The following is a 17626-nucleotide window of genomic DNA, read 5'->3' on the forward strand; positions in this document are numbered from 1 at the left end:
TATATGGCACTGATCGCGGACATCCAAAAACTGGAGCCCGGCGGCGAGATTCGCCTGTTCGAAATCGACGGGACTGAATACGGCGCCGACTATCTGCGCTTTCACGGGCACGCCATACCGCACACGCCGGATGAGCTTCTGGCTTATGAGGGGTCGGAAGAGGAGCTCCCGGCCAAGTCGATCTGGTGGCAGGGGGCCGAGTACGCCGCCTGGCCTGTACAGATTGAAGGTATCGGCTCAAACAGCGATGGATCGGCTACCAGGCCAACGTTCGCCGCCGGCAACATCAACGGTCGCGTCACCGCGTTGTGCCTGGCCTTCGAGGACATGCTCAAGTTCAAGCTGACGATTCGCGAGACCCTGGCCCAGTACCTGGACCCGGTGAACTTTCCAGAAGGTAACCCAACTGCCGACCCTACCCAGGAGGCGCTGGAGATATGGTACATCGACCAAAAAACCAGCGAGGACGGGGAAGCCGTGGTCTGGGAGCTGTCCTCCCCGGGCGAGATCGATAACCACGGGCTGCCCGGGCGCCAGATGACGACGCTGTGCCACTGGGCCATGACCAACGGTTACCGCGGGCCGGACTGCGGCTATACCGGCGCGGCGATGTTCGATGACGAAGACAAACCGACGGATGACCCGGCCGAGGATCGGTGCAAGGGCTGCATTTCTTCCTGCAAGTTGCGCTTCGGCGAGAACAACGAGCTCAGCTTCGGTGGATTCCCCGCCGTCAGCTTGATTTCGAGGAGCTGAACATGCGTAAGCACATCATCGCGGCGATTCAGGCGCATGCTGCAGCGGAGTATCCACGCGAGTGCTGCGGCCTATTGCTTGCCGTGGGCCGCGCGCAGAAATACTTCCCGTGCAAGAACATCGCCACTGAGCCGAACGAAGAGTTCAGGCTTGATCCAGAGGACTATGCCGCAGCGGAAGATCTGGGCGAAGTTATCGGTATCGTGCACTCCCATCCGGACGCTACAAGCAGGCCGTCATCGCACGACCTGGCCATGTGCGAGGCCACTGCCTTGCCCTGGCACATCCTGTCGTGGCCAGAAGGGGACTTGAGGTCGATCACGCCGACCGGAAACACGCCGCTGCTCAAGCGCCCGTTCGTGCACGGCGCCTGGGACTGTTGGCAGGTCTGTGCTGACTGGTATCAGCGCGAGTGGGGGCTCGAGTTCGAGGCCTTCCAGCGCGTGGATGGTTGGTGGGAGCGTGCGGAGAACGCCAGCCTGTACGAGCAACACTATGAGGCTGCCGGCTTCGTTAGCGTAGACAGTCCTCAGCGCGGTGACATGATCGTTATGCAGGTTGGCCGTACGGTGCACCCGAACCACGCAGGCATATACCTCGGTACCGATCCGGCACTACCTGGTGAGGATTCCGCTACCTTCGGCCCCGGCCCGTTCCTGCTGCACCACCTATACGGCAGGCCATCCGAGATCATCATCTACGGCGGCCCGTGGCACGACCGGACACGCCTGATTCTTCGCCACCGTGACGCACGGTGATACAGTCGCCACTTTCAGGACGAGGAATGATCATGCGGATTTTGATAGCGGCGATGGCGGTGGCGATGCTGGTGGGGTGTTCATCTGTATCCTCTCTTGAGGATGCAAAGCCAGAGTTTTCTGCCTCAACATCTAAGACGCCAGCCAGATATGCGAAGTGCCTGATGCCAAAATGGCAAGAAATCAATGCGGCCACAACCTCAACCGAAACTGAGAGCGGCTATCGATTGTTGCTGAGTTTGGATTTTGTCGGTGCGGCAGCGCTAGCCAATATAGACCAGGACGGACCCGGATCTCGCGTGAGAGTCTATAAATCGAGCGCGATAATGGGGAGCGGGAAGTGGGCGGAAACTGCCAGATCCTGCCTGTAATAGATGCTACAAATACCGCCTACGGGCGGTTTTTTTGCCTGGAGAAATATAATGTCAGATTCCGCAATCAAATATCAGCCTATAACCACGGTTCGGCTATATGGCGCATTAAGGCGTTTCGGTCGTGAATTTAGGCTGTCTGTTAGGACCCCGGCGGAGGCTGTAAAAGCGCTCTGTGTTCAAATTCAAGGATTCGAGAGATTTATCTCAAACGCCAAAAGCCGAGGGCTCGAATTTGCGGTTTTTCGCGGATCAAAGAATCTTCAGGAAAAAGAGCTTGGCTTTGTTGGCGATGGAGATATTCGAATCGCGCCAATTGTGACAGGGAACAAGCGAGCGGGGATTATTCAGACAGTGGTCGGAGCAGTGTTGATCGCAGCAGGTTATTTGCTGTCCGCACCAACCGGTGGAGCGAGTTTAGCTCTTGTAGCCCCTGGCATTGCCTTGGTCGCTGGTGGCGTGATCCAGATGCTCAGCCCCCAGGCCGGTGGGCTTAAGACCAGCGCCGCACCGGAGAACACGCCCGGCTACGCATTCGGCAGCGCGAAGAACACCACTGCGTCGGGCAACCCGGTACCTCTCTGCTACGGCAAGCGGCGGGTGGGCGGTGCGATCATCAGCGCCGCTATCTACGCCGAAGACCAGATGTAACCGACATTCGCAGCAACGCAGCCGCCCACGAGGCGGTTTTTTATTGCTTGGAGAAAAAGATGGGCGACGACAGCAAGATCGACATCCACGGCGCAAAGGGCGGCGAAGAGAAGCCAAAAACGCCGACAGAAGCCCCAGACAGTCTGCGCTCGGTTGCCGTCGCCAAAATGCTGATCGCCGTGGGCGAGGGTGAATTCGAAGGGACGCCAACGGCCAGGGATATCTACCTCGATAACACTCCGCTGCAAGACCCACAGGGGAACATGAATTTCCCGAACGTGAAGTGGGAGTGGCGCACCGGGGCCGTGGACCAGACTTATATCCAGGGGATCCCATCGGTCGAGAACGAGACCACCATCAGCACTGAGCTGCGCAGCGGCACCCCATGGGTTAGGGCGATCAACAACACCCAGCTTTCCGCTGTGCGCGTACGCTTCGCCTGGCCGGCGCTCCAGTCCGTGGACGCCGGGGGCAACATCAATGGTTACCGGATTGAGTACAAGGTAGAGCTGGCCACCGACGGCGGCGCCTACCAGCAAGTGCTGAGCGAAGCTGTCGATGGCAAGATCACCAGCGTGTACGAGCGTACCCGGCGTATCGATCTGCCCAAGGCCACTACTGGCTGGTTGATGCGTATCACCAGGATTACGGTCAACCAGAACAACAACAAAATCTCCGACACCATGCAGATCGCCGGTTTCACTGAAGTGATCGACGCGAAGATCCGCTACCCAAACACGGCGCTGCTCTACATCGAGTTTTCCGCCGAGCAGTTCCGTAGCATCCCGGCCGTGACGGTCGAGACCAAGCTGAAAAAAATGCAGGTGCCGAGCAACTACGACCCTGTGTCGCGCTCGTACAGTGGCGTTTGGGACGGCACCTTCAAGCAGGCCTGGACCGACAACCCTGTCTGGATGACCTACGACATCACCACCGCCGATCGTTTCGGCCTGGGCCGTCGCATCAAGCCGTGGATGGTGGACAAGTGGGAGCTGTACCGAATCGCGCAATACTGCGACCAGCTTGTGCCGGACGGGAAGGGTGGCCAGGAGCCGCGCTTCATCTGCAACTTGAACCTGCAGAGCAAAGCTGATGCCTGGTCACTGCTGCGCGATATCTCGGCGATCTACCGAGGCATGACGTACTGGGCCCAGGGCCAGGTGTTCACTCTCTCGGATATGCCGCGCGCAACGGACTTCGACTTTGCCTACACCCGGGCAAACGTTATCGACGGCAAGTTCACCTATTCCAGCGCATCGGAGCGGACCCGCTACACCCGTGCACTGGTCAGCTACGACAACCCGCTGAACAACTACGACACTGACGTCACCGCCGTGACCGATCAGAAGCTGCAGCGGCGCTACGGCGACAATCCGCTGGAGATCAGCGCCATCGGTTGCACCCGCGAATCCGAGGCCCAGCGCCGCGGCAAGTGGGCGCTGCTGACCAACTCCAAGGATCGGGCCGTAACCTTCAAGGTTGGTTTGGATGGCCGTATCCCGCTGCCTGGCTACGTGATCCCGATTGCTGACGAACTGCTGGCCGGTCGGCCAGTGGGTGGGCGCATCTCGGCGGTGAACGGCAAGGTCATTATGTTGGACCGCGACACCCAGGCCAAGCCCGGTGACCGACTGATTCTCAACCTGCCAGACGGCAAGTGCGAGGGGCGCACGGTGCAACTGGTCAGCGGCCGGCAGGTAACCGTCACGGTGGCTTACTCGGTGACGCCTGAACCTGAACTGGTGTGGGCGCTCGATGCTGACGACTTGGCCATCCCGCTGTATCGGGTGGTGAGCGTGGCCCGGCCAGAGCCTGGGGTATTCGAGATATCGGCGGTTCAGTACGACCCGAGCAAGTTTGCGCACATCGATACCGGCGCCCGCCTGGAAGAGCGGCCGATCAGCGTTATCCCGATCACCGTGGTACCGGCGCCGGCCAGCATCACGCTGACCTCGAGCTATGCCATCAGCCAGGGCATTGCCATCAGCACCATGAACATTTCGTGGCCCGCTGTTGCGGGCGCCGTCGCTTATGACGTGGAGTGGCGCAAGGACAGCGGCAACTGGATCAAGGTGCAGCGTACGGGATCGACGAGCGTAGATGTCACCGGCATCTACTCGGGCGCCTACCTGGCCCGGGTGCGTGCGGTGAGTGCGTTTGAAATCTCTTCGATCTGGAAAAACTCGAGCCTGACCAACCTGGAAGGGAAGGTCGGCCTGCCGCCGGCGGTGTCGTCCCTCACCACTAAAGGCGAACTGTTCGGGATCAGCATCAAGTGGGGCTTCCCTGCTGGCGCCGAGGATACCCAGCGGACCGAGCTGTGGTATGGACCAGCGAACAACCTGGAGGCGGCGACGAAGCTGGCCGACCTTGCATACCCGCAGGCCGACTACCGTATGCAGTCGCTTCTGTCAGGGGCAACTCTGTTCTTCTGGGCGCGCCTGGTGGATCGCACCGGGAACATTGGCCCGTTCTATCCGACCGTAAACGGAGTGATGGGCCAGTCTGTTTCGGATGCTTGGCCGCTCCTTGAGCAGGTCAAGGGGCAGATTGATGAATCATCGCTGGCTCCAGCCCTCAATGGACGCATCAATCTGATCGACGGCGATGGGCCTGGGTCTGTGAACGCTCGAAATGAGCAGCTTAGAAAGGATCTAGAGGCGCAAATCAAGCCATATGTTGATGCGCTGTTGTGGGATGCAGCAAAGGCTTACGCCAAGGGTGACATCGTTCGCCAGGGAAACAAGCTGTACCAAGCCCTGGAGGCTAACAGTGGCTCGCAGCCTCCCAGCGAAAACTGGAAAGACGTCGGCGACATCCTCACTGAAACGAACGCTTTGGCAATACGGGTTGATAACCTTGACCAGGAAATCACCGCAGTCGATGGGAGGGTGGTTGCCACTCAGGAACAGCTTACCCAGCTCCAGACAAAGGTAAATGACCCGGTAACCGGCCTGGCGGCTACGGTAAATAACGTTACCCAAGTGAATCAGCGAGTAACCAACGTTGATAACAAGCTGACCGCGCAGACGCAGCGAATTGACGGTGTGTACGCAGAAATCAATGCGCCTATGGCTGGCTCTGAGAATGACCTGGCTGGCGGAACCCAGGGCTATGCGGGCGTTTGGTCGATCCAGTCTGCTATTACCGATGGTGACTACGCCCAAGGCAAGCTGACTCAAACTGTCGAAGCTCAAGTTATCAAAAACTACGCCACCTATGAGGAGACAACGACCGCGCTCGTCAACCAGCAGACCGCTACAACCAGCCAAATAACGGCGCTTCGCTCAGATTTTGACGGGAACAAGTCCACCGTACAGACGCAGATTAAGACGGTATCCGATCAGGCGTCAGCCACCGCAAGCCAGACTACTCAGCTGCAAACAACCGTCAACGGACACACGCAGCAGTTCCAGCAACAAGCAAGCATCAACCAAGACGTAAACGGAAAGATCACCGGCACCTACTCGTTCCGATTCAAGTTCGATGTGAATGGGGCGCCTTACTCTACCGGCGTAGGACTTGGCATTGAGACTGGGGCGAACGGTCAGGTTACTTCGCGCTTCGTCATCCAGGCGGATCAGTTTGCAATCTACAACGGCGAGGTAGGGGCGGCAGGGTCAAGCGTGCCATTCGCGGTGAACGGCACAGAAACCTATATCAAGTCGGCATTCATCCAGGACGGGACGATAACCAACGCGAAGATAGGTAGCTACATCCAGTCGAACAACTACGTCGCAGGGCAGACAGGCTGGAAATTGTTTTTCGACGGAACCTTCGAAATCAACGGTGTAGCTCCTGGGCAAGGGCGATCAATGATGACGAACAGATCTCTGCGCTTTTGGGACGCAAACAACGTCAAAAGACTGCAATTAGGAGACCAAACAGAATGAGTTCCGGCTTAAGAATTTGGTCTCCTAACGGCACCCTTGAGTTCGATACAAGCATATCCACTTATAGGATTGTTCTGTCGGTACTTGTGTCCTATTCCTCAGGACCGCTGGGCACTAGGACCTTTGCAGCGCCAGGGTGCACCACAAACAACGCGATATGCTTTTTGTTACCGATCAATAACGATAACTCGCAGGTCGTATCTAACAGGCAGTTGGAGTGCGAAATGGGCACGAACGAAGTTTATGTTAGGAATTTTCTCAAAGCTCGTCCTTCCGATTCATTCTCTTCGGCAACCATGCGTCTCATTGTTGCAAGGTGGGCGTGATGAGTTACGGACTGCAAGTGGTGAATGATTCTGGCGCTATATCCCTAGACTCTGAATATGCGAGGTTGTGTGTCTTTCATAAGGGCACCTATAACTCTGGCGCGTCCGTCGTCTTTCAGAATGTGGTTGACACGCAGGAGCCGCCCCTTGTTTTTATCAGGCCGCCAAATAATGGCTCGCTGATTCAGCTTGGCGTTCTTCTTGAAGGATCGGCGGGGGCGTGGACCGGCGCCACAGTGACCTCTGGGCAGGTTCACTCTGGAAACATATTCGTAGCTGCGTTTTCATCCAAGCCTTTGTCCACATATGGCCTAAGAATGTGGGGTGCGGATGGAAAACAGATATTTGACTCTGCTGTTCAGGCGGCAGTATTCACAAGGGTCGCGCAAAACTGGACATTTACGCACGCGGAGCAGAGCGGACAAGGGCTAATAACAAATTGGTATTCGGTTCCTCTCAACTATGCACTAGGTGATTACTTGATGATCAATAATGCAAGGATGCCCATGATGGCGGGAAACAATGAATCTAGAGGGACAGGTCTTCGATATGACTTCCCGGCCGGGCTTATCAGATTTAGCGTTACTACCGTGACGAATCCAACATACTTTTCGCTCTCTGCGGTATTTGGGAAGCTGGCTGTTTAATTTTCATTTCGTATAGGGGTTTAATTCAATGGCAAGACAAGGCATTAATCTTGGTACGGCGCCTACAGGCCAGGGCGGCGATACGTTCCGTACTGCCAGCCAGAAAAATAACGACAACTCGAGCGAGCTTTATACTGCCCTTGGTGCTCCGGCTAACGGACAGCTGCCCTCGGCGCTGCCCGTTGCGAAAGGAGGAACAGGCGGGACTACGCAGAGTGCTGCCCGGCAAGGCTTAGGGTTAGGCGCTGCATCAACTAAAAGCTTCGGGCTGCAAGAAGGCGAGCTTATCCCTGCGGGTACTTACAGTGGGTTTTATTCGAACAATGCGCCGACGACATATCAAGCAGATAGGCCTGGCGAACCCGGCCAAGGTGGTGCTTTTTCCAGGCTTGGCGCGCCGGGCTCATCTTCAGGCTTGTCGTACAGCACAGTTATCCGTATTCCCTACGCCCAGGACTTCGAAGCGCAGTTGTTCATCCCCGTTGCCCAAGGCACTGGTAACTTACATTTTCGAACCACGGAATCTAACAATGGCGGCGCATTCGGCCCCACATACAAGCTTTATCACACAGGCAACACCACCCGCGGTTCCGGCGGTGCGCTTTCGGCGGCATCGCCAATCCTGAGAATCGCGAGTGTGTCCGCCAGCGAGCGCCGCGACCTCCAAGAGGAATCGTTTCTCCACGCCGGCGAATGGGGTGTGGCCAACGATGAAGCACGCGGCGTTATTGTTGAGCGCCTCGGCGTTGGCGAGTATCGGGTGACCGGTAGCCTCGGCCTGGCACTGGAGGGCTGGCGGACCCACGACCCAAGCTCCCCAGACGGTGGCCGTATGCTTGGTATCACCGACAGTCATCAGGCAGAGGACGGCACTGTCATCATCCGCCTGTTCAAACAGCGCTGGACGCTCACCGATGACGGAGAGATGGTGCCTGGCTGGGGGGCGCCAATGGATGTCCCGCTGAATAGCTGGATCGATGTGCGTCTTGAAATGCCCAAGGTCGATACGCCGCCGCCACTCAGATCGACCGAAGAATAGCAGCCCGCCAACTGAGCGGGCTTTTTTACGCCTGGAGAAAAGCATGTCGAGCACCGAAACTCGCGGGGTACGCAACAACAACCCCGGCAACATCGATTACAACCCGGCCAACCAGTGGCAGGGCCAGTTGAAGCCAGACGCTGCGTTAGAGAAGCGCTTCGCCAGGTTCGATACGCCCGAGAATGGTATTCGCGCCCTGGGCAAGTTGCTGCTGACTTATCAGCGCAAACATGGCCTGAAGACTGTGAAGGCGATCATCAGCCGGTGGGCTCCGTCCGCAGAGAACGATACTGCGGCGTACGTGCGCGCGGTTGAAGCGAATACCGGTACTCGGCCTGGTGCGGAAATTGACCTGGCCCAAACAAAGGTCATGACGGGCTTCGTCAAGGCGATCATCCACCATGAGAACGCTGGGTACGTTTACCCCGACGAAGTGCTGGCGGAAGGCGTGCGGCGGGCACTGACATGACGCCAGTGCAGAAGATTGCCGGCCTGGCGGTGCTGGTTCTGTTGTTGATGGCCAGCGCCGGCGGCGTGACTTGGCAGGTTCAGGACTGGCGACTGGGCAAGCAACTGTCCGAACAGCTCTCGGCCCAAAGCGCCGCGCACCAGGGTCAGCTCGACGCCATAACCAACGAAGCCTGGCGGCAGCAGAAGGCCGAGCAGGATAAGCGCTTGGCCATCGAGCAGCAGATCGCAGTGCAGGACCAACAACACACTCAGGAATTATCCGATGCTCAACGCAACCAGGCTTCTCTTCGCGATCGCCTTGCCACTGCTGATGTCCGGCTGTCAGTCCTTCTCGACGGCACGGACACAGCCAGTCGCTGCGACGTGCCTGCCGCCCCCGGCGCCGCCGGCGTGGTTCATGCAGCCCGTCGAGCCCAACTTAACCCAGCGCATTCTCAAAGAATTATCCGCATCACCGATGACGGGGATAACGCCATAATCGCGCTGCGCGCTTGTCAAGCCTACGTCAGGGCTGTGGCTCCTTGAGGGCCCTGAGTTCTGCCAGCAGTCGTTGATTCTCGCGCATGAAGTGATCGCGCTGCCCGGCCACAAGCCTAATACTGAGCACTCCAGGCTCTGTGAGCGAGCCCTTAAGGTCGGCGAGCTCTGAGCTTGCCAGGCTTAACTGCTGCTCGGCCTGAGCCTTGCCTTTCATTAGAAGGTCATTCATCTGGACCAGTCCGGCGATATTCGCTCGTGCTCTGCGCAACATGCGCTCTGTCTCGACCAGTTCATCTACGAGGATTGAGCATTGGTGCTTGTACATCTCAAGGGGAGTGGGGCAGCCGAGCCAATCATCGGTGTCCATGTCTACGTTCATAGCGTGAATCTCATGTACTGTATGTGTGTACAGTAATCGAGGCGTTGCGGGTTTGGGGAGTGGTGTTCGTCGGCAGGACGCCGGGAAGGGAATCACTGTAGCAATATCCAACGCTAAGTTATTGATTCTTATAGAGCTATAAGCGCGTTTTTGGAGCGACCTAAATAGGCCTAATTTCCTTATATTTCAGTTGGTTACGAGCGTTCCGGGGTCACCTTGACATGGTGGGGGTCGTTGGTTCGAGTCCAATCGCGCCTACCAAACAAAATCCGCTCTGCTGGGCGGTCTAGAAGGGCCCACCGAAAGGTGGGCCCTTTTTTGTTGCTTGAAATTTGGGCAAAGGAAAGCCAAGACGCCGAGCGGCGTCCTTTCAGGGCTTGAATGTTCGATCAGGCGAACAGCGTCGCCACCGCCAGCAGGCAAATTACCTGGGCGAACAGCTGGCAGCGTATTTCGCCAAGCGTGGTCGCCATATTACTCATTTGTCCGGCATACATAGCGGGAACCCCTCATTGTCGGCACGACGCCGTGAATGAACTCCAAGTACACACAGCTGCACCGTGGAGTATAGGCGCTGATCAGGAATTTTCCCTGCCGACGCCATAGCGAGTTCATCCTCGCGATATTTCCAAAAAAACTGCGCTGAATCTCTGCATGGCACCGTACCGCCCGAAGCCATCCCCCCACAAAAATTATTGGTTTGCAGCAACAATTTTTCTTGTTGGACACCCCCGGCCCCAGGCAGCAAAGTTGCGCCACTGACGCTCGACCTTCCAGGTCAACAATAAAAAACCGAGCCGACTGCACGCCACTTTCACGCTGTGAGCCCTTTGCCCACATCCTGCTGTAATGGCGCCGCAGCGCGCACTAAAGGACCTCCCCGCCATGCAAACTGTTGTGAACTTATGGCCGTTGATCGGCGTACTTGTCATCGTGGTCGGCTTTGTATTGCGCTTCAATCCGCTGTTGGTGGTCACCGCGGCCGCCATCGCCACCGGGCTTGCCGCCCAGTTCCCGCTGGAAAAAATTCTTGCCACCATGGGTGATGGCTTCCTTCAGACCCGTGCCTTGCAACTGATTCTGTTATTACCGCTGGCGGTGATTGGCCTGCTGGAACGCCATGGCCTGCGCCTGCATGCGCAGAACTGGATTGCACGCTTCGAACGCGCCACGGTCGGGCGCTTGCTGATCATTTATCTGTTTGTGCGTGAGTCCACGGCTGCCATGGGGTTGACGAGCCTGGGTGGGCATCCGCAGATGGTGCGGCCGCTGCTGGCGCCGATGGCCGAGGGCGCCGCAGAAAAACGTTATGGCAAGCTGCCTGACAAGCTGCGCCACAAGGTACTGGCCATGTGCGCTGCCACCGACAACGTCGGGTTGTTCTTTGGTGAGGACATCTTCGTGGCCTTTGGTGCGATTGCGTTGATGCACACCTTCCTGCTTGGCTCGGGGATTGATGTGGAGCCGCTGCACATTGCGGTGTGGGGCATCCCGACGGCGATCTGTGCCTTCATCATTCACGCGATCCGGTTGCATCGTTTCGACCGGCGCTTGACCCACGAAATGAGCTCGGCCACCGCTCCGGTGGAGGCGGCTCAATGATTATTTCCATTCAATACCTGTACTGGCTGGCGGGCGTGCTGTTGCTGATCACCGCCGGCATGATCCTGCTCGACCGTTCCCACCCCAAGCGCTGGTCCAGTGCGCTGTTCTGGTTGTTGTTCGCCGTACCGTTCCTTATAGGCGAGCGCCTGCCTTCGGTGGTCATCGGAGTGGGTGTGGTGGTGATGGCATTGATTGCGGGCTTGGGCGGCGTTGGTCGTGGCCAGCATGCCGAATTGCACGACAAGGCGTCCCGCGCCAGTGCCGGGCGCCTGGGCCACAAACTGTTCATCCCGGCGTTGGCGATTCCGCTGACCACGGTGATTGGCTCAGTGTTGCTCAAACACACCGAAATCGGTGGTGTACCGCTGCTGGACCCGAAGAACACCACCTTTGTCTCCCTCGGCATCGGTTGCCTGATCGCCCTTGGCCTGGCCTGCTGGCTGACCCGGGATACGCCGGTACAAGCGTTACGCGAATCTCGTCGCCTGACCGAAGCCCTGGGCTGGGCCATGGTGCTTCCGCAAATGCTGGCGATGCTCGGGCTGTTGTTCAATGAGGCCGGGGTGGGCACGGCGGTCGCCCATGTCACCACCACCTACATCAACCTGGACTACAAGTTGGTGGCGGTGATGGTCTATGTGTTGGGCATGGCCTTGTTTACCGTGATCATGGGCAATGGTTTTGCGGCCTTTCCGGTGATGACCGGTGGCGTCGGCGTGCCGGTGCTGGTGGGGATTTACGGCGGCAACCCTGCGGTGATGGCGGCGATTGGTATGTTCTCTGGCTATTGCGGTACGTTGATGACGCCGATGGCGGCCAACTTCAATATCGTCCCGGCGGCGCTACTGGAGCTGCCGGATAAAAATGCGGTGATCAAAGCCCAACTACCCACGGCGCTGATGATGCTGGTGGTCAATATCGTGCTGCTCTATCTGTTGATGTGAGGCCATTGTGCAAAACGTATTGCTGACGGGCTTCGAGCCCTTTGATAAGGCGGCGGTAAACCCTTCTTGGGAGGCCGTGCGCCAGTTGGACGGTGTGCAGTTGTGCGAGGGGGTGCAAATGGTTTCGCGTTGCTTGCCCTGCGCATTTGCCACCGCTGCCGAAACCTTGCTGCAGTTGATCAACGAACTGCGGCCGGCAATGGTCATCGCCACGGGCCTGGGGCCTGGGCGCAGTGATATTTCCGTCGAGCGCGTTGCGATCAACGTTAACGATGCGCGTATTCCCGACAATCTGGGGGCGCAGCCGATTGATATTGCGGTAGTGGATGGCGGCCCGGCGGCGTACTTCTCGACGTTGCCGATCAAGGGCATGGTCAAGGCGGTGCGTGAGGCGGGCATTGCGGCCTCGGTATCGCAGACGGCGGGGACGTTTGTGTGTAATCAGGTGTTTTATCGTTTACAGCATGCCTTGGTGGGGACTGGGGTGCGCAGTGGGTTTATTCACGTACCTGGTTTGCCTGACGCGGGCGAGCATTCGATGTCGCTATCGACAATAGTCGAGGGGTTGCGTGTGGCGGCATTGGCAGCCTGGCAAACCCAGGTAGATATCGCCTTGAGTGGTGGTCAGGTGAGCTGACGGCAGGCGCTGTTGTTTGTGTACGCTGTGTTGCGATTTCAACTACAGTTCAAGCACATATTTGCCTTGGGAAGTCACCATGTTAAAGCGTACGAAGTTCGTGTCGGTTGCGTTGTCCCTTGCACTGTCCGTGACCAGTGGCCTTGCCTTTGCAGATCCAGGCAATGGCAAAGGCCAGGGTAACAATAAAGGTGATGTCTACGGTGGGCAGGGCAAAGGCCAAGGCAATAGCAAGGGTGATGCCTATGGTGGGCAGGACAAGGGTAAAGGCCAGGGTAATAACAAAGGTAATGCCCAGGGTGGGCAAGGTAGGGGCAAGGACAATGGTGGGCCCTCCAGGAATGACTTCAGCGTTGATCGCGGTCTTGTACTGAACGTGCTGGGCGGTCACCGCGATTATTGGAGCCCAGGGCCAGCCTTACCGCCTGGCATTCAGAAAAACCTGGCACGCGGCAAGCCCCTGCCGCCGGGTATTGCCAAGAAGCTGGACGGCCGCTTGCTGGGGCAGTTGCCTCGCTACGACGGTTACGAGTGGCAGCAAGCGGGGACCGACTTGATATTGGTGGCCATCGCGACCGGTATCATCTACGAAGTTCTGAACGGCGCGTTTGATTGAGTCGCAGCGCCCTCAGGCTTCACGGCCGGGGAAAAACAACTCAAAACAGGTCACGCCATCTTCACTGCTTACACGGTACCGCCCGTTATGCAGCTGCATGATGGTCGCCACGATCGAGAGTCCCAGGCCGTTGGACTGGGCTGACCGCTCGCGGGATTCATCCACCCGGTAGAACCGTTCGAACAGCCGCGGCAGGTGCTCGGCCGGGATCGTCTGGCCGTGGTTGCTGACCCTCAGGTTGATGCCCGCGCCATCCGGCACTGCCTGGATACTCAGTTCCGAGCCCGGCGCGCCATATTTGATGGCGTTGGCGCACAGGTTGGCCAAGGCACGGCGCAGCAACATCGGCTCAGCCCAGATCACCCCTTCGCCCAAGGCGGTGATGTGCATGTCCACATCACCGGCCAGCCCCTCGAAGTAATCCGCGATGCGTTCCACTTCATCCGCTGCGTCCAGCGCCTGGCGTTGGCGCAGTGCGCTGGCGGGGTCGGTGCGGGCCAGGAACAGCATGTTGTCGAGCATTCGCGCCAGGCGTTCCAGCTCTTCGACATTGGAGGCCAGCAGTTGCTGGTAGCTCTCGATGCTGCGCTGCTGCTGCAGGGCAACCTGGGTTTCGCCGAGCAGGTTGTTGATCGGGGTACGCAGTTCGTGGGCCATATCGGTGGATACTTGGCCCAGTTGTACAAAGCCTTTGGCCAGGCGCTCAAGCATGGTGTTGAACGAGTCGATCATGGGCAGCAATTCTTTCGGCGCGCCTTGGCTGTCGAGGCGTTCGGCCAGGTTGCTGACGCCGATCCCTTGGGCATGCCGGGCCAGGCGGCGCAACGGCAGCAAGCCGCGATGAACCAGCAGGTAACCCACCAGCGCCAGGATGATCGCGGCGATACTCGCCAGGATGTAGACGCTGAGTCGATAACTGGCGAGCACCGCGGTGCGCTCGGTCATCAGGCGGCCGCTGGTGATTTGCAAGCTGCCCAGGTCGCCGGAGTCGATGGCCACGGCCACCAGCGAGAAGGGAATGCCGTTCAGGCCTGGTAAATGTTGCACGTCGCTCAATATGAGCCGGTGATCCTTGGGCAGCGGCTGGATCGACGGCAACTCAATATTCCCCGGGTTTACCAGCAGCAGTGGCTGTTTGTCGGGGGCGGCAATGCTCAGCACGGATTCGCGGTTGCCCAACATGTTCTGGAACAGCTCTGGCTTGGTCTTGATCAGGTCCAGGGTATTGCTGTCGTTGAGCAGGTTGCGTAACTGGTCCACCCGGGATATCAGCGCGGCGTCATCGCGGCGGATCAGTTCGCGCTCCAGTTCCCGGTACAGCGCCACGCCCAGGGTGGCCAGCAAGGCGAAGGCGAGCAGGGCGAAGATCAACGCCAGGCGCAGGGTCAGGGAGTAAGGGTGTTGACGGTTCATGGCTGGGTATCGAAGCGGTAGCCAATGCCCCGCACGCTGTGGATCAGCTTGAGCTGGAACGGGTCGTCGATTTTCAGGCGCAGGCGGCGCACGGCGACATCCACCACATTAGTGTCGCTGTCGAAGTTCATGTCCCATACCCGCGAAGCAATCAGCGAGCGGGACAGCACTTGGTCCTGGTGCGTGGCAAACAGATGCAGTAGGGCGAACTCTTTGTTGGTCAGGGTAATGCGCGTGCCGGCGCGGGTGACCCGACGTTTGAGTACGTCAATGTGCAGGTCGGCGATGTGCAGTTGCTCTTCATCCCGGCTCGGGCCACGACGGTTGAGGGTACGCAGGCGCGCCACCAGTTCGGCGAACGAAAAGGGCTTGATCAGGTAGTCATCGGCACCCAGTTCAAGGCCTTTGATGCGGTCGGCGATGTCATCGCGGGCGGTGAGGAACAGCACCGGCGTATCGGCCTCTTTGCGCAGGCGACGCAGCACTTCCCAGCCATCCATTTTCGGCATCATCACGTCGAGTACGATTACGTCGAACGGCGTCTCCAGGGCCTGGTGCAAACCGTCCACGCCATCGCGGGCCAGGCTCACACAATGCCCCAGTTCCTGCAGGCCATTGAGCAGATAATTGCCGGCCTTGGGTTCGTCTTCGACTACAAGGATGTTCATGGGAAGTGCTCTGCTTCAATAAGTTGCGCCAGTGTAGCCCGATCAATTGTCATTGGCGCAACCGGTGCCCTGGACTTGGTAATCGAGAACATGTTCGCGGTCTTGGTGGTCCAGATAGCGCAGTTGCGCCGGCACAACCCCGCATTGGCCGTAGGTGTCGGTGCTCGACAGCACCCTGGCGACATCCAGGTGCACGAAGAAGCCGGTTTTGTCGTGGATCACGTTGGTAGCGGGGGCGGTGTCGGCAGCGAATACCGAGCCAGTGGCAAGCAAAGCGACGAAGCCCAGGGCAATCAGTTTCATGGTGGTGTCTCACGTTCCGGGTGGGTAGTGAGCTCACGGTAACCAGGCGACCCCAACAGCCAACCAACAGGATCATGACAAGTTCGTCATTTTTTACTTGGAGGTGACGGGCCAGGACTCGGCGTTTACAAGCGTCGAGGTGATCCGTAGATTGCAGGGCCCAGCCCATGAGGAAGCCGCGCAGTGTCCAGCCCAACTCCAAATGTATTTACCCGGCGTTACCGCGCCTTTCTGTTCGATATGGACGGGACCCTGCTCAACTCCATTGCCGCTGCGGAGCGCGTCTGGGGCATCTGGGCTGCACGGCATGGCTTGGATGTGGAAGCGTTTCTGCACACCATTCATGGTGCCCGTGCGATTGATACGATCACCCGCCAGGCATTGGCGGGCGTCGATCCACAGGTAGAAGCCCAATGGATCACCGAGGCTGAGCTGGACGATGTCGAAGGCATCGTGGCGATTCCCGGCGCGGTGGCGTTTTTGGCCAGCCTGCCCGTCGATCAATGGGCGTTGGTCACCTCAGCGCCAAAGGCATTGGCCGTGCGCCGGCTGCAAGCAGCGGGCATCCCCGTGCCGGCGGTACTGGTGACAGCCGAAGATGTGAAGACGGGCAAGCCCGATCCGGCCTGTTATGTGCTGGGTGCTCGGCGCCTGGGCGTGCCGATGCAGGACTGCCTGGTGTTCGAGGACGCCACAGTGGGTATTCAGGCTGGGGAAGCGGCGGGGGCGGATATCATGGTGGTGACCTCGACACACTTGACGCCGATGGTGACCGCCCATGCTTGCATCGAGCAATACGGTGCGTTGAAAGCCGAGCGTGGGGCTGATGGCTTGCTGTCCTTAAGTTCGTTGGCGCCATGATACGTGGAAGGCCGAGCCCGTTACCGGTCTCGGCCTTCCATGCAGTCGATGGGATCGGACAGTGCCTGCAGTCGGCTGTTTTTCATCCCCTGGCGCGACACCACCATTTCCCTGAGTATCTCGGTGGCGAGCCGGTTGATGGCTTCTGTACCGTGATAATGCGCGCGCACGATGCCGGTAATCGCGAAGTGATCGGTTCCCGGGCCGCTGAGAACGGCTGAGAGAGTACCGTCGGCATGCAGCGTGCACTCAACGGTATAGCTGGGCAGGCGCGCTGCCAGTGCTGACTCGATCTGGGCTTTACTGAGGGTATCCATCTGTATCTGCACCTTTGACTGACTGCGCAAGCCCAATGATAGGTGGTGCGGCGGCGCTGTAAATACCGGCGATCCGATAACAGGTAAACGCCCTCAGCGTGCGGTTTTTCCATGGGTGCGATGAGCGGCGCGCTGACGCAGCTTGCGCAAGATCACCTTCTGGATGGGCTTGAGGCAGAACGCAAGCAGGTAGCCACAGAGCAGAAGCGCAAGATCCAACCAGGAATGGGTGTCGGGATCGGCCCCTTCCACTTCCATTCTCAAGCAGCACCCGAGTGCCACGAAGACCAGCCCTATCAGCAGGGCGATCATCCAGGATCTTGAAACAAGCGGTTGCGACGCGGCTGGCCTCATCGACGTGTTCCCGAAATGCACTCGGACGGCAGGATAAAGTGTCAGAAGTTGGGCTGCCAATAGCGCGACAAGTTCCGGATGCCCTGACAGTTTCATCTTGCAGCGAAGGAAGGGCTCAACGTGCGCTGGTCACCCGG

The 17626-nt window shown here is 58.5% G+C and carries 20 protein-coding genes; 14 read left to right on the forward strand and 6 right to left on the reverse strand.

The genetic code is table 11. The annotated features are described in order from the left end of the window. Nucleotides 1-3: 3 nt before the first annotated feature. From FXO12_RS00385 to FXO12_RS00425, 9 genes are all read left to right on the forward strand, one after another. Entirely contained in the window at nt 4-756 is a 753-nt protein-coding gene (locus FXO12_RS00385; protein ID WP_160049421.1) for a phage minor tail protein L, read from the forward strand. 2 nt (nt 757-758) lie between these two features. Further along, nucleotides 759-1514 (forward strand): C40 family peptidase, encoded by a 756-nt coding sequence (locus FXO12_RS00390; RefSeq protein WP_160049423.1) that lies wholly within the window; start codon nt 759-761, stop codon nt 1512-1514. A 26-nt stretch (nt 1515-1540) separates the two neighbouring features. Further along, a complete protein-coding gene (locus FXO12_RS00395) occupies nt 1541-1885 on the forward strand; it encodes a hypothetical protein (RefSeq protein ID WP_256678910.1) in 345 nt (114 codons plus the stop codon). Nucleotides 1886-1936: 51 nt separating this feature from the next. Beyond that, entirely contained in the window at nt 1937-2536 is a 600-nt protein-coding gene (locus FXO12_RS00400; RefSeq protein ID WP_160049425.1) for a tail assembly protein, read from the forward strand. Between the two features lie 59 nt (nt 2537-2595). Continuing rightward, on the forward strand, nt 2596-6429 hold the full coding sequence (locus FXO12_RS00405; RefSeq protein ID WP_160049427.1) for a phage tail protein: 3834 nt from the start codon (nt 2596-2598) through the stop codon (nt 6427-6429). 325 nt (nt 6430-6754) lie between these two features. Beyond that, on the forward strand, nt 6755-7402 hold the full coding sequence (locus tag FXO12_RS00410; RefSeq protein ID WP_054898339.1) for a hypothetical protein: 648 nt from the start codon (nt 6755-6757) through the stop codon (nt 7400-7402). Nucleotides 7403-7430: 28 nt separating this feature from the next. Further along, complete coding sequence (locus FXO12_RS00415) at nt 7431-8441, forward strand: hypothetical protein (protein ID WP_160049428.1); 1011 nt, start codon at nt 7431-7433, stop codon at nt 8439-8441. A gap of 43 nt (nt 8442-8484) precedes the next feature. Then, the gene (locus FXO12_RS00420) at nt 8485-8910 is read left to right on the forward strand and encodes a structural protein (RefSeq protein WP_160049430.1); all 426 of its coding nucleotides are present in this window, start codon (nt 8485-8487) and stop codon (nt 8908-8910) included. Then, nucleotides 8907-9437, forward strand: a complete 531-nt coding sequence (locus tag FXO12_RS00425; protein ID WP_160049432.1) for a lysis system i-spanin subunit Rz — start codon at nt 8907-8909, stop codon at nt 9435-9437. The genes FXO12_RS00420 and FXO12_RS00425 overlap by 4 nt, the downstream gene beginning before the upstream one ends. On the opposite strand, the gene FXO12_RS00430 is transcribed toward FXO12_RS00425, so the two are convergent. Continuing rightward, nucleotides 9418-9771: a hypothetical protein gene (locus FXO12_RS00430; protein WP_160049434.1), complete on the reverse strand. Its 354-nt coding sequence runs from the start codon at nt 9769-9771 to the stop codon at nt 9418-9420. The two genes, FXO12_RS00425 and FXO12_RS00430, sit on opposite strands and share 20 nt — an antisense overlap. Nucleotides 9772-10656: 885 nt before the next feature. Between FXO12_RS00430 and FXO12_RS00440 the strand changes: the two genes are divergently transcribed. From FXO12_RS00440 to FXO12_RS00455, 4 genes are all read left to right on the forward strand, one after another. Next, on the forward strand, nt 10657-11373 hold the full coding sequence (locus FXO12_RS00440) for a DUF969 domain-containing protein (RefSeq protein WP_054898332.1): 717 nt from the start codon (nt 10657-10659) through the stop codon (nt 11371-11373). Then, entirely contained in the window at nt 11370-12320 is a 951-nt protein-coding gene (locus FXO12_RS00445; RefSeq protein ID WP_034128251.1) for a DUF979 domain-containing protein, read from the forward strand. The genes FXO12_RS00440 and FXO12_RS00445 overlap by 4 nt, the downstream gene beginning before the upstream one ends. Before the next feature lie 7 nt (nt 12321-12327). Beyond that, complete coding sequence (pcp, locus tag FXO12_RS00450) at nt 12328-12957, forward strand: pyroglutamyl-peptidase I (RefSeq protein WP_054898331.1); 630 nt, start codon at nt 12328-12330, stop codon at nt 12955-12957. A gap of 79 nt (nt 12958-13036) precedes the next feature. Then, nucleotides 13037-13573, forward strand: a complete 537-nt coding sequence (locus FXO12_RS00455) for an anti-virulence regulator CigR family protein (protein ID WP_054898330.1) — start codon at nt 13037-13039, stop codon at nt 13571-13573. A 12-nt stretch (nt 13574-13585) separates the two neighbouring features. Here FXO12_RS00455 and FXO12_RS00460 read toward each other — a convergent pair whose 3' ends face one another. The 3 genes from FXO12_RS00460 to FXO12_RS00470 are packed head-to-tail and all read right to left on the reverse strand — an operon-like array spanning nt 13586 to nt 15957. After that, nucleotides 13586-14986 (reverse strand): heavy metal sensor histidine kinase, encoded by a 1401-nt coding sequence (locus tag FXO12_RS00460; protein ID WP_057978637.1) that lies wholly within the window; start codon nt 14984-14986, stop codon nt 13586-13588. Beyond that, nucleotides 14983-15654, reverse strand: a complete 672-nt coding sequence (locus FXO12_RS00465; protein ID WP_003192516.1) for a heavy metal response regulator transcription factor — start codon at nt 15652-15654, stop codon at nt 14983-14985. The genes FXO12_RS00460 and FXO12_RS00465 overlap by 4 nt, the downstream gene beginning before the upstream one ends. A gap of 42 nt (nt 15655-15696) precedes the next feature. Then, nucleotides 15697-15957, reverse strand: a complete 261-nt coding sequence (locus FXO12_RS00470; protein ID WP_057978635.1) for a DUF2790 domain-containing protein — start codon at nt 15955-15957, stop codon at nt 15697-15699. 183 nt (nt 15958-16140) lie between these two features. Here FXO12_RS00470 and FXO12_RS00475 point away from each other — a divergent pair, with 183 nt between their 5' ends. Beyond that, the gene (locus FXO12_RS00475; RefSeq protein WP_057978633.1) at nt 16141-16818 is read left to right on the forward strand and encodes an HAD family hydrolase; all 678 of its coding nucleotides are present in this window, start codon (nt 16141-16143) and stop codon (nt 16816-16818) included. Nucleotides 16819-16838: 20 nt separating this feature from the next. Here FXO12_RS00475 and FXO12_RS00480 read toward each other — a convergent pair whose 3' ends face one another. After that, nucleotides 16839-17135, reverse strand: coding sequence for a hypothetical protein (locus FXO12_RS00480; protein WP_054898326.1), 297 nt, complete (start codon nt 17133-17135; stop codon nt 16839-16841). 93 nt (nt 17136-17228) lie between these two features. After that, nucleotides 17229-17489, reverse strand: a complete 261-nt coding sequence (locus FXO12_RS00485) for a hypothetical protein (protein ID WP_057978631.1) — start codon at nt 17487-17489, stop codon at nt 17229-17231. Nucleotides 17490-17626 lie beyond the last annotated feature (137 nt).

Source organism: Pseudomonas sp. J380 (genome assembly GCF_009827115.1).
In the GTDB taxonomy this organism is placed as follows: domain Bacteria; phylum Pseudomonadota; class Gammaproteobacteria; order Pseudomonadales; family Pseudomonadaceae; genus Aquipseudomonas; species Aquipseudomonas paracarnis.